Origin of the sequence: Microcoleus sp. BR0-C5 (genome assembly GCF_036705045.1) — a bacterium.
Lineage (GTDB): Bacteria > Cyanobacteriota > Cyanobacteriia > Cyanobacteriales > Microcoleaceae > Microcoleus.
Map to the genome: position 1 here is coordinate 103,118 of NZ_JAUBTR010000009.1, position 14,909 is coordinate 118,026.

A 14,909-nucleotide genomic window follows, 5' to 3' on the forward strand; every position below is an offset into this window, starting at 1 on the left:
CTTTAGTCCTTACTACAAACTGTTTTAATTCTTAATCTTTAATTCTCCCACAGGTGCGGTGGTAGAAACCATCGCTGCCATTAATTGTTGGGGAACAACTTTAAAAGGCAGTCGGTGGATGTCGGAATTGGGATTGCAGGCGATATCGGCGGCGCGCTGCAATTCTGCTATGGTAATGTCTCCGAGTCCGAGGTTGTCTAAAGTTTGGGGTAATCCAATCTCGGCGTAGAATTTTAACAGTTGCTGTCTGGCGCTAGCGGCGAGTTGATTGTTTTGCAGCATTTCTTCTAGTCGCAGTTGTACTAAAATGCCGTAGGCGACTTTTTCCCCGTGCAATGTGCCGTGACTTGCTAATAGATGAGTTAGACCATTGTGGACGGCGTGGGCAGCGACGGTGCGACATTGGGCACCGCCAATTCCGCCGATTACTCCTGCTAGCAATACGGCTGCATCTGTGACTTCTTGCCAGGTTTCGCTACCGGGTTCTTTGAGGGCGGCGGCTGATTTTTGGAATAAAATATCGCGCAGTATTCTAGCTTGTTGAACGGCGGAAATTATCAGGGTTTGTTCGGAGTGTCCGCTGCTGACTGATGCTTCGTACCATTTGGCGATCGCATCTCCAATTCCTGCTACTAATGTCCGCTGTGGTGCGGTTTGAATTAAGCCGTAGTCGAGTATTAATAAGTCTGGACATCTGGCTAAGGTGACATCGTATTGGAATGCACCTTGTTCTGAATAAATGTTAGAAAGGGCTGTCCAAGCGGCACAGGTGGCTGCTGATGTGGGTATTGTGACGATCGGGATTTTGCACTGATGGGCGACGAGTTTGGCTGCGTCTAAGGCTTTGCCACCGCCGACACCGATGATGAAGTCGGCTTGATGGGTTTGGGCTGCTGCGCGGAGAGTTTCGAGGCTGGTTTCGCTGCAATCCTTGCCGTAGGCTGTTTCGGCGGATTTTAACTGCTGCTGTTCGAGGATTGGTTGCAGGTACGGTTGGGCGGCGGCGAGGGAGTTGCTGCCGCCGACGATTAACGGCCGCTTTCCGAAACTGGCGATCGCATCTCCGGCTTGTGCGATCGCCGATCGACCCCGCAATACACAGGCTGGAGCAATTGTCAAGGAATAAATTGCAGTTGCGGTGGCGGTTTTGGTGCTTTGGGTTTGAGTCATCGAACCACTGGATAAGTGACGAGAAGGTTGACGCTTTGCAGGATTGCTGGATTTTCTAGGATAACTCTAATCTATGCGGAAATGGTAAGTTTTATAAAGTTTTTATTAAGTATTGTTGGGCTGTTGGGGGATGGGAGGACCCAGTTGAGGGGCGATCGGTATGATAAATTTAGGAATATAAGCAATTTCAAGGATAGGGCAATGCTGACTAAACAAGATTGGGACTGGTTAGCAGTGTGTTCTCATTATCAAACGGCTGTCACAGTCCAGACACTTCTCAAAGAAGGAAAATCTATGGAAGCAACGGCAGGTTTAGAATCTTTAATAGAAGCAATGGGAAGAACCGAAAAACGAGCATTAAAAAGCCAGTTAATTCGTTTAATGCTTCATATTATTAAATGGAAATCTCAACCTCAAAAACAAACTACTAGCTGGGCTATTAGCATTCTATCCGCACGCCGAGAAATAGAAGATATTCAGGAAGAAGTTCCTAGTTTAAATCGTGAATTTATTGCATCTATTTGGGATAAATGTTTTCAAGCAGCAGTGAAAGAGGCTAACACCGAAATGAGGAAAGTTGAATGTCAATTGACTTCCCTTTCTTGGTCTGAAGTTTTTGAGGAAGAATATACTTTATCTGATAACGATGAAGAAAATTAAAGTTTAGATCGATACGAAATCTGGATTTAACCGCCGATTGCCATAACTATTGATTTATGATAAATTTAGCAATATAGGCAATTCCAAGGAAATAAGAATGCTGACTAAACAAGATTGGGACTGGTTAGCAGTGTGTTCTCATTATCAAACGGCTGTCACAGTCCAGACACTTCTCAAAGAAGGAAAATCTATGGAAGCAACGGCAGGTTTAGAATCTTTAATTGAAGCAATGGGGAGAACCGAAAAACGAGCATTAAAAAGCCAGTTAATTCGTTTAATGCTTCATATTATTAAATGGAAAAATCAACCTGAAAAACGAACGGCTAGCTGGGCTATTAGTATTCGTTCGGCGCGGCGAGAGATTGAAGAAAGTCAAGAAGAAATGCCTAGTTTAAATCGTGATTTTATTGAGTCTATCTGGGAGAAATGTTTTCAAGTTGCGGTGAAAGATGCCCAGGATGAAATGGGTAAAAAATGTCAATTAACCTCACTTGCTTGGTCTGAAGTTTTTGAGGATGAATATAGTTTTGAGACTTTTTGAATTCTGTCATCCTCCCAGTCTTCGCCATCGAGTACCGAAAACTCGCTTAATTCAGGATATGTCAAAAAATCTTCGGCTGTAGCAGGTATAAATGGTGCTAGTATTTTATGGCGTTCTGCTAGTGGCAGGCTAGCAATTTCTCTAAGTGATAGCTTGAGAGTAGGTGCGGTTGTTGACGAACTGTTAGACTCAGAACTTTCGCTGGGTAACTGCTTTTTCTGTTCCGCTTTTTGCACCAAGAATTGTACAAAGTCGAGCACTTCTTGTTGTTTATCCGTTGGTAACTGTCGCAGATTCTCTAACACGGCTTGCTCAAAATTAATTGTTTCTGACATTTAAATTACTTTCCTTAAGTGTTTCTCGGTTTATTTCTCACGCAGTCAAGTTTTGTAGTTCCATATTGGCAAATCGCGCCCTAATTTTCATCTTTCCCTGTTAGTTCACCCATCACACCGCCAAATTTTGATACTCCCATCAGAACTGCCACTAACCAGAGTGTTTCCATCCGGGCTAAAACAGACCGAATTAACCTTGGCTGAATGTCCTGTGAGAGTAAAAATTGTGTCTCCATTTTGTAGATTCCACAGTTTGATTGTACTGTCTCCACTACCACTAACAAGAATTTGTCCATCCGGGCTAATTGCCACAGAATTAACATAGTCTGAATGCCCTCTGAGAGTGCGAATTTCCTGACCAGTTTTCAGATTCCAAAGCTTTACAGTATAGTCATAACTGCCACTAGCAAGAGTTGGTCCATTCGAGCTGATTGTAACAGAAGAAACCGACTCTGAATGCCCTCTAAGAGTGCAAAGTGTGTGTCCATTTTTTAGATTCCACAGTTTAATAGTTTTGTCATGACCGCCACTAGCAAGAGTTTGTCCATCCGGGCTGATAGCGACAGAATAAACCGAGGATGAATGCCTAGGGAGAGTGCAAATTTCCTGCCAGTTTTTCGGATACCATAGTTTGATACTATTGTCTTGACTGCCACTAGCAAGAGTTCGTCCGTCTGGACTAAAAACAAGAGATCTAATTAAACTTGAGTGACCCTTCAGAGTGCTAATTTCTTGTCCATTTTCTAGATTCCACAGCTTAATTGTTCTGTCATAACTTCCACTAGCTAAGATTTTTCCATTAGGGTTAATAGCAACGCAATTAACCGCACCTGAATGCCCATAAAAAGTACGAATCAGCTCTCCTGTATGGAGATTCCAAAGTTTGCTGCAATTTCCACTGCTGTTACTAGCCAACGTCTTGCCATCTGGACTAATAACTACGCAATCAACAGAGGGCATAGCTACGCCATTAAGAGTTTTTACACATTTGAAGGAGTGAGCTTTTCTAATGATTTTTTCTTCTATTTGTTGTTGGCGTTGTGCTTCAGCTTTGGCAGACGCTTCTTGTATTTGTTGTTGGCGTTGTGCTTCAGCTTTGGCAGATGCTTGAGATTGACCTTCAGCCTCTATTTGCTGAATCAGCTTTTTCAACTCCTGTTCATACTGTTCTCGCTGTCGCCGCTGAATATCCTGAAGAATATCAAAATAAGGTTTCACCCACTCTTCTGCTAATCCATCTTCAGCCAATTCATCCTTTAAATTAAACAACTGAGGTTCATAGCCGGGGTCAATATTGAGATAATACAAATCTGCTAAAAATCCCGCCAGCAATTTGTGAATGGCTACAATCAACTGCCGAATCATGCGGAGGGCTTTTTTCTCACTTACCCCAGAGGCTAGAAGTGCATCTTTTGCCTCTTCCCAGTCAAAAACTTTGGTAGAAAACAGGGAGACTTCCTGATTATTCAGGAATCCCCAAAAGCCGACGCGAAAAGTTACCGCATAGTCGCTGATATCGCTATATAAAATTGTAGTAGGAACCGGAGATAAAATTCGCTGCAAGCGTTCCACATCAATATCACCAATCGACTCAGTGAAATAGTCGCTATAAAACTTAACTGGGCGTAAGACATCCTGTTGAGGATAATGCTGTCTGAGAAAATCTCCCACACTTCTCATTTCAATGGGCAAATCTTCACAGAAGGTTTCCGGGCATCGCTTGCTAATTTTGGGCGGTGATAGTAAGATTAAGAGGCGATGTTGCTGCTGGAGTAAAATCTGCTTAGTTTCCTCTCGATTCAACTTAGAAAACCAAGTATCTTTATCCCAAATTGTTTGAATTTCAGCCAGCTTGACCTGAATATCCTTTGCTTGCAATTCCCGCATCAAATCCCGCTGCAAGGCTGCCAGCTTCAGTCTGTCTTCCTTTTCCTGTGCCTGCAACTCAAGGCGGCGTGCTGTTTGTGCTAATGTCAGGTTTAACAATTCGTTATCTCTGGCATCTTTCGCTTTGGCGTATTCGAGCAGTTCTTGGGAATAACTCTGTTTTGCTTGCTCTATCTCAGTCGAATCTGAGAATATCTGATTGGGATCGGGAATCAGAAATTCGAGCCACTGTTGAGATTTATTGCCGAGGGTTTCTCCTAGTTTGTGACCGATATTTCTGGCGATGGGTGACAGCACTTCCGAGATTAAGGGACCGAGAGCGAGGATTGCTTTTGCGAACATAAATGTGGGTGAGGATGCGGTTATTAATAGTGTAGCAGGATGTTAGTAGGTATAATTCGGATGGTTGCCAGATATTCTGCACTTGTTGCTTTTTAGATTTAATTTCATCATGAATACTCCTGGACGCAGAAACCGGGTTTTTTACGGAAATAACGTTACATTTTTTACCGGCAGGTAAAACCCGATCGCTCGCCCCTTTCCCATATCCTAGAAAAACACAGGCACGGCAAAGGCTCAAATCAGCTCGGAATCGATCGCCTTATCTGTGCGATCGCGCAGGAAACCATCCCTAGTTGATGATGGTTGTAACAGAATTTGTGGGATTATGATTTCTGTGCAATTAGCCTTCTTGCCTTCATGCCAACGAATGATTCTGACCTACAAATCCAAGCGCGAAGAATTCTAGACGCGATTGCTTTCATTCCTTTTGAGCAATGTCAACCCTTGACCCGTGGGTTTGAGAGCATTCCTGCGCGTCCTGGCATTTATGCAATCAGGCACAGAACTGATGGATTGCTCTACATCGGTAAAACCAAGAGCTTACGAGGTCGCTTCAGTGGTGGGCACAAAGCTTTTTTGTGGGCATGGCTCGATAAATATAGCGATGAAGACATACGCATTGCAGTACAGACAATTTCTCACTGGCAGAACCCTGCGTTACTATTGGAGCTAGAAGCCATCATTCTAAGAGCTACTGAACCCCCTTACAACGTCCAAATTCCAACTGAGATGTAAATGCCATGCAAGCCAAACTTCAAGAGCAACTTTCCCTCGCTGATGCCGAAGTTATTTTAGGACGTTTTCCTGAGCGAATTCGTGCTGCCCTAATTGCTCGTGCTGCTGAAATTGAATATCCAATCGAAGCAGTCATTGAGATGGCGATCGCTAGTTTCCTTGACACAGAGGCATTAGGTTTTGCAGATTGCAAACCGGGACGCGGACAATAACAGCGTCAACTGGCGATCGCCGCGGCCTAACAACCCGGTTGGAGCGGACTACCGAAAGATATTGGTGGTGATGCAAAAGTTATTTCTAGCCACTCAACCGGAACGTTGCTTTTGGCTGCAACAATGCTTCTAAATTATCTGCCAGTGTTTAACATTAAGCTATTCACCTCTAATTGCTGTAGTTCATTTTATGAGAAAGCCACAAACTGTTAAAGCTTTGGAAGATCTAGGACGGGTTCAACTCTCTAAGAGTTTTTTCATGCGTGAGTTTCTTTATTCAGAAATCTCTCAAATTGAAGGTATCCCTAACCTTCCTAGCGATCCTGACTTGGCGATCGCAGCAGGAAAGAATTTGTGTGAGAGGGTGCTTGAACCAATTCAAGATGCGCTTGGTCGGATTAGTATCCGCTCAGCCTATCGTTCTTGTGCGGTGAACGCCAAAGGAGCAGAGAATAAAAATCAGTACGGCTGTGCCAGTAATGAGTCCAACTATGCAGAACATATCTGGGACGTAAAAGATTCAAAGGGGTATATGGGAGCAACAGTATGTATTGTTGTTACATCATTCATCCCTTACTATGAACGCACTCAAGATTGGACAGCATTGGCATGGTGGATACATGACCACATTGATGCTTATGCAGGAATGACCTTTTTCCCAAACTATGCAGCGTTCAACATTAGGTGGAGCGAGAATCCTAATGTTTCAAAAGAAATTTATAGCTACGTAAAAAATCCGCACACTGGTAAGAAGAGCGGGTATCTGACAAAGAAGAGGATGGATAATTTCTTAGGTTTGCATGAGCAGTTTTACCAAGAATTTATCGACGATCGCTGACTAACCATCGCCTTTAACCTCAATGCTATAATTGTAGCCCTGTTCAGTCAGAAACAGTTGGCGGTGTCGCGCAAAATCCTCTTCGCAAGTTTGTAGCGAGACTAATGTATAAAAACTCGCAGTATGTCCGTCAGATTTCGGGCGGAGAATTCGTCCCAGGCGCTGCGCTTCTTCTTGGCGAGAACCATACTTTCCCGATACCTGAATCAACACATCGGCATCGGGTAAATCGACGGCAAAATTGCCCACGCGAGATAGAATTAATCCGGGAATCTCTTTGTGACGGAATGCTTCGTATAACCGATCGCGCTCAACCTGTTTTGTCTTCCCCGTAATCAGTGGTAATGCGGTAATGCGGGCGATCGCATCCAACTGTTCCAGAAACTCACCAATAATTAAAATACGGTGTCCGGCTTCCTTTTGCAACAAACTTTGCACCACATCCAACTTACCCGGATTTTCAGCAGCAATCCGAAACTGATTGCGGCGGGGCGCTAGGGCATATTCCATTTTTTCCGCCTCATTTTGGGCGACGCGGATTTCGGTACAATTAGCAGTAGCAATAAATCCCTGTCCTTCCAATTCCCGCCAAGGTACGTCATAGCGCTTGGGGCCAATTAGCGTGAAAACATCGCCTTCCTTCCCGTCTTCGCGAATCAATGTCGCAGTTAAACCTAACCTGCGTCGTGCTTGTAATTCAGCAGTAATCCGAAATATCGGTGCAGGTAATAGATGGACTTCATCATAAATAATCAGTCCCCATGATTGGGCGTTAAACAACTCGAAATGCGGGAATTCATCATCTTTATTTGATCGATAACTGAGCATTTGGTAAGTCGATAGGGTGACAGCAGCCGTCTGTTTACTGACACTGCTGTACTCGGCGATCGCATCCTCAGTTAAACTTGTTTTGTCTAATATTTCCCTGCGCCACTGGTGCACTGAAGTCAAACTGCTGGTGAGGATGAGTGTCTTTTGCTTTACCAAACTCATGGCTAACATCCCTACTATGGTTTTACCAGCCCCGCAGGGTAGGACGATCGTACCACTGCCACCTCTTACCTCTCCGCCTTGATAGAATGCCTCTACAGCTTCTTTTTGATAGGTACGCAAATTAAAGGGTAAGTCGCCCAAAGTTCGATCGCGCAAAGAAATCCCTAATTCCGCACCCTCGACATATCCAGCCAAATCTTCCGCCGGATAACCCACTGCTAGCAAAGCTTGCTTGAGTACGCCGCGATTCCCCGCATCGACTTGAAAACAAAGATCCGAAATCCGCTTACCTAACAGCGGTTTTACGCGCTCGTCCCGCACTAACAACTCCGTCAGCGGGCGATCGGTAATCCGCAGTTGTAAATCGGGATTTTCCGCATCAATCCTTTCAATTACCGTCAATCCGTAGCGCGTACCAAGCAGTTCGATTTCCTGCGCTACCGACTCAGGAATGTCATATTTAGCATACTTTCGCAAAGCGGAGATCGCCTCTTCAACTGGCATTCCCGCCGCCCGCGCATTCCACACGCTGAGGGGCGTGATGCGATAGGTGTGGATGTGTTCGGGACTTTTGATTAATTCGGCAAAGGGGGCGATCGCTTCTCGCGCCTGTTGTGCTGTAGGGGCGTGAACTTCTAGTAAGATCGATCGATCGCTTTGCACGATCAAAGCATTTTCGGGAACATAATTCATAAGAAGAAGGAAGAAGGAAGAGGGAAGAAGGAAGAAGGAAGAAGGAAGAGGGAAGAGGGAATAAGTTTGTTAGAACAGAAAAGTTTGGTTGATTTGCTCCTGTCCATGTTATAAGGTGCGTCGCCATTGAGATTGTCGATCTTTTTTTAGGATTTCTCGCCAGCGACGCACCCTACAAATACTCAAAGTCCCCCTTTTTAAGGGGGATTTAGGGGGATCTGGACTCAGCTATAAACGAAAGATAAAAAGGTTTTCGGCTGATTTTTGACACTAATAGTATCAGGTGTACTATTTATCCCGCTGGGGTAAGACGTAGCCGATCTGCCGCAGGGCGTTGCGAAACTTAGCTTCCTGGAATAATGGAACTGCTAAACTGCGATCGCCCGCTAGCTGACAGAATTTTTTGGTACGGGAATCATTGGCAATCAACACTGCTAAATGGGCGTTTTTACATTCGATTAACTTGACAGTTCCTGCATCTTGCAAACTATTCGATCGTTCTGTAACATCCGTCAGAAATTGCTGTACGGTTTCGGGTAGCGGTTCGATACTTCTTGTCTCTAAAACTTCTTGAAAATCTGCTAGCGGGTATCCGGCTTCAATGGCGGTAAATAACTTTTGTCGATCGAGTTGCCAGACGACATCTGAAACTTTTTTAGCATAGAGATCGAGGACGATCGCATCTGATGCCGCGATGCCTTCTCCTGCTACAACAATATCTAAATTCGGCAGTACGCGGAGTGTTTGACGGAACTCAATTGCTGGCGGGGTGTAATTTTGAGTCAATCCCAAACAGTAAGCCCCCAAAGCTGTCAGGCGAAAAGATATTAAGCCGTCGTAGCGACTGAGAAATCTCAAATCGTCCGTACCCCAAAGATCGTCAAAATCGCTGGGTACGAGGGACGGATCGGCATAGGCAACATCAATTATTCCCAGGGTAGCAACATATTCAAACAACAAGCAGCGCATATATCTTTCCTGTAGGATATGCCAATCATGACTGCCGGAATATCCTAAGTTACCATACCCAAATTCAGAAATATAGAGATTGTCTGGATCGCGCGTTACTTCAAACCGATTGCCCGTTGCCAACATATACTTGCTAAATTCGCTAAACAGAATCCATTTACCGACAGAACATTCTGTTAGCATGGAGGCGATCGCCTCTCTCCGCCCCGCCACCGCTGTCATGCCGCGCGCGCCCTTGCCTGTTTGTCCTTTAATCGCATCAATGCGGCGAAATTCATCAAAAGAGTTTGTTTTTAACCAGCGCTTCCATGCTGTCTGTAATCCTTTGGCAGGTGATTCTTGTAAGGCTTTCTGTCCCGCTTTGGTCAAAACTAGCTTTTTGCCAGATTGTTCGGCGAATTTGCTCGCTTGGGCGATCGCGGCCCAAGCAAAGGATTTGATGTTACCAACCTCGTAGAATATATCGCCCTTTTCCAAGGTAGCTTGGCGCTGTTCGTCGTTATAAAAATCACCCCCTTGCAATACGGCGGCGATCGCTTTCAGAGTTGCGGCACCAGGTAATGCAGTTTTGTCACTAACGGCAACTTTGCCCGACTGAATCAGACGCAAAACTGCTTCCAAATCCTTTGGGGCTACCCGTTCCATTTCAAAAATTGTCAAGGGAAGTTCGTACTCGGATACCTCTATTTGAGATGTACGAAAGTTACGTTTTTCTACACGAAAAATAAAATTATCTGGCAGTACATCGCCAACCAGATTTAAGGAAGTTGCTTGAGGTTTTGGCACAAACTTCAGCAATTTTTCTTCAAGATCGTAGGGTATCGCAGTGCCGTAGAAGAACAAGCATAGTAGGGAGGGTTCTCGGTTGTATCCATAGCGATCGCTCTTTCCCCAGTTTGGTTGTTGTCCGTATTTCGCCACAAATACATCGGCATCATAGCCACCACCTGACCCATGTATAACTTCCGCTACGGCGGCTTTTTGCAAATCGTCTAATTGCGCCCAAACTTGCTTAAGTTTTTGTCCCTGCATTTGCTCTTTAATCCCAGCAACCAGGTCAGCTTTGCGGGTTAATTTGCGATCGGCCGACAACAGTGCATTCAACTTTTTTAAATCTTCAACAATTATTCCTTCGAGTGCCTCTTGGAGGTTAGGAACATTATCTAGGGTTTGGTAACGCGGCATAATTTTTGGCAATTCGCCTGCTGCAAAATTGTTTATGCTATCAACTATAACAACTTTCCCCAATTGGTAATTTGAATTTTTGTTACAAAAATCAGAAGCATGGTTTAATATTTATTTTTAAAGTGGTCTATCTTATCTAATAAAGTACAAAATTATGCCATCTAAAAAACTCGTAATTACACAACTACTTTTTTTCACAAGTTTTGGGAAAAATATTAATTTGAAATTTGAGTTTTGAGATTTAACTCGGAGTGTGAGATAATTATTTACAATCGTGAGTTGTATGTTACTGAGTCCGCCGGCGCGGTAAAACAGCAGTGACAGTCAGCAGCGTTAAAAAAAATCCCAATTCCCAATCATCACAAACAAAGCGATATGAGCGAACACCCAACCATCAGCTACCGCACCGAAAGCGACTCTATGGGAGACAAACAAATCCCATCTAACGTCTATTATGGCATCCAAACTCTAAGGGCTATTGAAAATTTCCCGATTAGCGGCATTAAGCCTTTATCAACATACATTGATGCTTGTGTTTTAATTAAAAAAGCAACGGCGATCGCCAATGGCGAACTCGGCTGCATTCCCCAAGATATCAGTCAAGCAATTGTCCAAGCAGCAGATGAAATCCTAGCTGGAAAATTGCGCGATCAATTTGTAGTTGATGTCTACCAAGCCGGCGCCGGAACTTCTCACCACATGAACGTTAATGAAGTTCTTTCAAATCGCGCTTTGGAAATTATGGGGGACGAAAAAGGTAACTACAAGCGCGTCAGTCCTAACGATCATGTAAACTACGGTCAATCGACAAATGATGTGATTCCGACTGCAATTCGGATCGGCGGATTGTTGGCGTTAGAAAAAACTCTGTTTCCGGCTTTGTCCGATGCCGTAGTCGCCCTAGAAAACAAAGCAGAAGAATTCAAAGATATTGTTAAATCTGGCCGCACTCACCTACAAGATGCTGTGCCAGTTCGACTCGGCGATACCTTCGGCGCTTGGGCGCAAATTCTCAGAGAACATACCTTGAGAATTGACAGGGCATCCGATGATTTGACATCGCTGGGATTGGGGGGAAGTGCGGCAGGAACAGGGTTAAATACTCACCCTGAATACTCTCAAAAAGTTGCTGAAATTCTCTCAGAATTAATCGACCACCCCCTAAAACCAGCAAGGCATTTAATGGCTGCTATGCAGAGTATGGCACCGTTTGTAAATGTGTCCGGTGCACTGCGAAATGTCGCTCAGGATTGCGTTAAAATCTCCCACGACTTGCGTTTGATGGACTCCGGGCCGAAAACGGGTTTGAAAGAAATTCAACTGCCTCCTGTGCAACCTGGTTCGTCAATTATGCCGGGAAAATACAATCCTGTGATGGCAGAAATGACATCGATGGTTTGTTTTCAAGTTATGGGTTATGATAGCGCGATCGCCCTTGCCGCCCAAGCAGGACAATTAGAATTGAACGTGATGATGCCCCTGATTGCCTACAATCTCATTCACAGCATCGAAATTTTGGGCAATACCATCAGCGCTTTGACTACACAATGCCTCGCCAAAATTGAAGCTAAGGGCGATCGGTGTCTCGCTTATGCTGAAGGTAGTCTCGCCCTCGTTACCGCCCTCAACACTCACATCGGCTATCTCAACGCCGCCGCTGTCGCCAAAGCATCCCTAGAAACTGGCAAATCTCTGCGGCAAATTGTGTTAGAACAGGGTTTAATGAGTGCAGAAGAGTTGGCAAAAGTTCTAGATTTAGAGAAAATGAGTGCGATGCCGACATCTTCTGCTAACGTTTAGGATCTCGCAGGTATCAGCTAGAAACTATAAGGCTGAACTCGATTTAATTCTGCCTTCTGCCTTCTGAGTTCTGCCTAACGGCTGTCACAGGTTAAAGTTAAACAATTCAGAATTCAATTTTTTTAGATTTAATTCTGGATTTTTTTATAGTCTAAAGTTTGGGAGCAAGATTTATGCGCGCAGGTTCTTTTGGCAAATTAACTCAGGATAAAGAGAACACAACTCAAGTGACATTTCATTATGTGGAAGGTCACTCAGAAACGTTTACTATTCCGATGCCCGCACAAGAATTCCAAGAGGAAGTGCTGACTTTGTTAAGTCAACCTTGGTTGACTTTCCATTTAGCCGATCAAACGGTTTTTATCTGCACTGCCAGGGTGGTAAAAGTAGAAGTAAAACCTGCTATACCTGAACTGCAAGGCCAAGGAATATTCTCTAACTCCCTGCGAGTTAGTACCATGCAGCGGGCTGCTGTTGGTAGATTGCCGATGAATACTTAGGATTCATTTGTATTGAGATTATTCTTGCTAACGCACGCGCGGAACACCCTGCTTAGGGTGTTCCGCGCGTGCGTTACATTGAGATTATTCCCGATCGAGCACCAATTACCAATTAATTCATAATTATGTCTGCTGTTAGTTTAATTCAGGCAAATTCATACGATCGCCAAATCTTGCAAACCTCTTTAGAAAGTTTGCTCGCACCCTTGGGCGGAATCTCGGCTTTTGTCAAATCGGGCGATCGGGTTTTACTCAAACCCAATCTCCTTACCAGTTCTCGCCCTACAAAAGAATGTGTCACCCGCCCGGAATTGGTTTACTGCGTGGCTAAAATGGTCATTGAAGCGGGAGGAAAACCATTTTTAGGTGATAGTCCAGCTTTTGGTAGCGCCATGGGTGTAGCCAAAGCCAACGGTTATTTGCCGCTGTTGGAAGAACTGAATGTGCCAGTAGTTGAGTTTCAAGGGAAACGCTACGAAACAGTCAGCGAAGATTTCAATCATCTGCGAATTTGCAAAGAAGCAATGGAAGCGGATGTAGTGATTAATTTGCCCAAACTAAAATCTCACGTTCAATTAACCGTGACAATGGGCGTGAAAAATTTGTTCGGCTGCGTCCCAGGCAAAATGAAAGCTTGGTGGCACATGGAAGCTGGCAAAGATAGCGCCAGATTCGGTGAAATGCTGGTAGAAACTGCCCGGGCAATTAACCCAAATTTGACGATTTTGGATGGCATTATCGGTCACGAAGGTAACGGGCCAAGCGGCGGCGAACCTAAATTTTTGGGAATTTTGGCCGCGTCTGATGATGTGTTTGCTTTGGACAGAACTTTAGTTGAAATTATTAATGTCGATCCGGCGGCGGTTCCCACTGTAGCTGCGGCGATGAGATTGGGACTTTGCTCGAATTTAGAGGAAATTGATTTTCCGCTTTTGCAGCCGGAAAGTCTCAAGGTTTTGGATTGGAAGTTGCCGGAAAATATGATGCCGATCGACTTTGGTATGCCGCGGGTGGTGAAGTCGGCTTTCAAGCACCTTTATATCCGGTTTATCAAAGAAAAGTTCAGCATCAAGGCTTCGCATTAGCGAAGAAAGAAGGGGTAAAACTTCTTTTTTTATTCCTTCTCCTTTGCCTTGTTAATTGTAAAAAAATATAATTTGTATCTTACCAAATATGTATTTATGTAAACTTTCAATAACTTTGTTATAACTCTATGGTTTAAAGCATTGGTTTCGCCGTATTCGGAACTCACGCTCATTCTTGCTACCTAAAAACAGTTGCATAATTCTAGTTAAGTAAAAATACTTAAAAAAGCCGTTATTTTAACCAAATTCACGCTAAAAGTTGTCTCGTCTTTATAATTGACGATAATTTCTTGAAGCTGCATTGGGACGGTAATTGCTCGTTTCAACTCGCGGGAAGCGGGATTAGATTGAATAAATTCCGTTAACTCTTCTAACAGAGAGAAATTATGTAGGGATTCTGGCTATTATCTCATAAATCATTTAGGATTGCTATAGTTTAACGCTGACAAATTCAGGCGTCGCCTAAGAGGATTATTTCGTAATCTTTTAATAACGCTAAAATTGGTGTGATTAGAGATTTCGGCTCACCCGATATTACTGCTTCCCTTCTTATCTAAGAGTTGCCAGTATAAGGGGATAGCTCCCTTGTCCCAAATCAAACTAATAACAAAAACATTTTTGTCTCGCCACGCTCGTGCGATCAATAGTTAGTTTAAGTGACCGAGAAGAGGAGAATTTTGCCTTGAAAATTTCTTGAATGAGAGGAAACCAGAGGCTTTCAATGTCGAGACCAGATAATTTAAGGAACCTTTGCAAGCTGCGACGACGGCTCTCAAACAAAATTGGATAAGGCATCAAGGAAGCCAGTAACTCAATGCTACGCAAGTTTGTGACATTGCAAGAGATATACCAAAATTTTTAGCATCAGGTATTCGGTAGTTTTTAGTTGCTGTTGCAGGTGGAGAAGGTAGAATTGAGGAAATATTTTCAATAGATGGGGCTTGTGGACAAAAACTACCCCATC

At 44.0% G+C, this 14,909-nt stretch carries 13 protein-coding genes; 8 read left to right on the forward strand and 5 right to left on the reverse strand.

The features are described 5' to 3' along the window. Nucleotides 1-24: 24 nt before the first annotated feature. Nucleotides 25-1,170 carry an iron-containing alcohol dehydrogenase family protein gene (locus tag QUB08_RS06615; RefSeq protein WP_333224010.1) on the reverse strand — a complete coding sequence of 382 codons (1,146 nt, stop codon included), beginning with the start codon at nucleotides 1,168-1,170 and terminating at the stop codon, nucleotides 25-27. A gap of 201 nt (nucleotides 1,171-1,371) precedes the next feature. Between QUB08_RS06615 and QUB08_RS06620 the strand changes: the two genes are divergently transcribed. Together QUB08_RS06620 and QUB08_RS06625 are read left to right on the forward strand one after the other, a co-directional pair. Next, a complete protein-coding gene (locus QUB08_RS06620; protein WP_333057277.1) occupies nucleotides 1,372-1,830 on the forward strand; it encodes a DUF29 domain-containing protein in 459 nt (152 codons plus the stop codon). Nucleotides 1,831-1,927: 97 nt separating this feature from the next. Then, complete coding sequence (locus QUB08_RS06625; RefSeq protein ID WP_333224011.1) at nucleotides 1,928-2,371, forward strand: DUF29 domain-containing protein; 444 nt, start codon at nucleotides 1,928-1,930, stop codon at nucleotides 2,369-2,371. Here QUB08_RS06625 and QUB08_RS06630 read toward each other — a convergent pair. Next, entirely contained in the window at nucleotides 2,308-2,706 is a 399-nt protein-coding gene (locus QUB08_RS06630) for a DUF2281 domain-containing protein (RefSeq protein ID WP_333224012.1), read from the reverse strand. The two genes, QUB08_RS06625 and QUB08_RS06630, sit on opposite strands and share 64 nt — an antisense overlap. Before the next feature lie 105 nt (nucleotides 2,707-2,811). Further along, the gene (locus QUB08_RS06635; RefSeq protein WP_333224013.1) at nucleotides 2,812-4,935 is read right to left on the reverse strand and encodes a WD40 domain-containing protein; all 2,124 of its coding nucleotides are present in this window, start codon (nucleotides 4,933-4,935) and stop codon (nucleotides 2,812-2,814) included. 315 nt (nucleotides 4,936-5,250) lie between these two features. Between QUB08_RS06635 and QUB08_RS06640 the strand changes: the two genes are divergently transcribed. The 3 genes from QUB08_RS06640 to QUB08_RS06650 all read left to right on the forward strand — a co-directional run bounded on the left by QUB08_RS06640 (nucleotide 5,251) and on the right by QUB08_RS06650 (nucleotide 6,720). After that, a complete protein-coding gene (locus tag QUB08_RS06640) occupies nucleotides 5,251-5,670 on the forward strand; it encodes a GIY-YIG nuclease family protein (RefSeq protein WP_333104206.1) in 420 nt (139 codons plus the stop codon). Between the two features lie 5 nt (nucleotides 5,671-5,675). Then, on the forward strand, nucleotides 5,676-5,882 hold the full coding sequence (locus QUB08_RS06645; protein ID WP_006631417.1) for a hypothetical protein: 207 nt from the start codon (nucleotides 5,676-5,678) through the stop codon (nucleotides 5,880-5,882). Between the two features lie 190 nt (nucleotides 5,883-6,072). Then, nucleotides 6,073-6,720: a peptidase M15 gene (locus QUB08_RS06650; protein ID WP_333224014.1), complete on the forward strand. Its 648-nt coding sequence runs from the start codon at nucleotides 6,073-6,075 to the stop codon at nucleotides 6,718-6,720. Here QUB08_RS06650 and QUB08_RS06655 read toward each other — a convergent pair whose 3' ends face one another. Both QUB08_RS06655 and QUB08_RS06660 read right to left on the reverse strand, forming a co-directional pair. Further along, a complete protein-coding gene (locus tag QUB08_RS06655; RefSeq protein WP_333224015.1) occupies nucleotides 6,721-8,406 on the reverse strand; it encodes a DNA repair helicase XPB in 1,686 nt (561 codons plus the stop codon). A gap of 288 nt (nucleotides 8,407-8,694) precedes the next feature. Further along, nucleotides 8,695-10,560 (reverse strand): hypothetical protein, encoded by a 1,866-nt coding sequence (locus QUB08_RS06660; RefSeq protein ID WP_333224016.1) that lies wholly within the window; start codon nucleotides 10,558-10,560, stop codon nucleotides 8,695-8,697. A gap of 375 nt (nucleotides 10,561-10,935) precedes the next feature. Between QUB08_RS06660 and QUB08_RS06665 the strand changes: the two genes are divergently transcribed. The 3 genes from QUB08_RS06665 (at nucleotide 10,936) to QUB08_RS06675 (ending at nucleotide 13,945) form a co-directional block, all read left to right on the forward strand. Next, the gene (locus QUB08_RS06665) at nucleotides 10,936-12,360 is read left to right on the forward strand and encodes an aspartate ammonia-lyase (RefSeq protein ID WP_333224017.1); all 1,425 of its coding nucleotides are present in this window, start codon (nucleotides 10,936-10,938) and stop codon (nucleotides 12,358-12,360) included. A 173-nt stretch (nucleotides 12,361-12,533) separates the two neighbouring features. Further along, nucleotides 12,534-12,860: a hypothetical protein gene (locus QUB08_RS06670; protein WP_333224018.1), complete on the forward strand. Its 327-nt coding sequence runs from the start codon at nucleotides 12,534-12,536 to the stop codon at nucleotides 12,858-12,860. Nucleotides 12,861-12,985: 125 nt separating this feature from the next. Beyond that, nucleotides 12,986-13,945 (forward strand): DUF362 domain-containing protein, encoded by a 960-nt coding sequence (locus QUB08_RS06675; protein WP_333224019.1) that lies wholly within the window; start codon nucleotides 12,986-12,988, stop codon nucleotides 13,943-13,945. The last annotated feature ends 964 nt before the right edge of the window (nucleotides 13,946-14,909 follow it).

Excerpts from the sequence above, each read along its gene's own strand:
- QUB08_RS06615 (WP_333224010.1), bottom strand. The coding sequence starts at position 1,170 with ATGACTCAAACCCAAAGCACCAAAACCGCCACCGCAACTGCAATTTAT.
- QUB08_RS06620 (WP_333057277.1), top strand. The coding sequence starts at position 1,372 with ATGCTGACTAAACAAGATTGGGACTGGTTAGCAGTGTGTTCTCATTAT.
- QUB08_RS06625 (WP_333224011.1), top strand. The coding sequence starts at position 1,928 with ATGCTGACTAAACAAGATTGGGACTGGTTAGCAGTGTGTTCTCATTAT.
- QUB08_RS06630 (WP_333224012.1), bottom strand. The coding sequence starts at position 2,706 with ATGTCAGAAACAATTAATTTTGAGCAAGCCGTGTTAGAGAATCTGCGA.
- QUB08_RS06635 (WP_333224013.1), bottom strand. The coding sequence starts at position 4,935 with ATGTTCGCAAAAGCAATCCTCGCTCTCGGTCCCTTAATCTCGGAAGTG.
- QUB08_RS06645 (WP_006631417.1), top strand. The coding sequence starts at position 5,676 with ATGCAAGCCAAACTTCAAGAGCAACTTTCCCTCGCTGATGCCGAAGTT.
- QUB08_RS06650 (WP_333224014.1), top strand. The coding sequence starts at position 6,073 with ATGAGAAAGCCACAAACTGTTAAAGCTTTGGAAGATCTAGGACGGGTT.
- QUB08_RS06655 (WP_333224015.1), bottom strand. The coding sequence starts at position 8,406 with ATGAATTATGTTCCCGAAAATGCTTTGATCGTGCAAAGCGATCGATCG.
- QUB08_RS06660 (WP_333224016.1), bottom strand. The coding sequence starts at position 10,560 with ATGCCGCGTTACCAAACCCTAGATAATGTTCCTAACCTCCAAGAGGCA.
- QUB08_RS06665 (WP_333224017.1), top strand. The coding sequence starts at position 10,936 with ATGAGCGAACACCCAACCATCAGCTACCGCACCGAAAGCGACTCTATG.
- QUB08_RS06670 (WP_333224018.1), top strand. The coding sequence starts at position 12,534 with ATGCGCGCAGGTTCTTTTGGCAAATTAACTCAGGATAAAGAGAACACA.
- QUB08_RS06675 (WP_333224019.1), top strand. The coding sequence starts at position 12,986 with ATGTCTGCTGTTAGTTTAATTCAGGCAAATTCATACGATCGCCAAATC.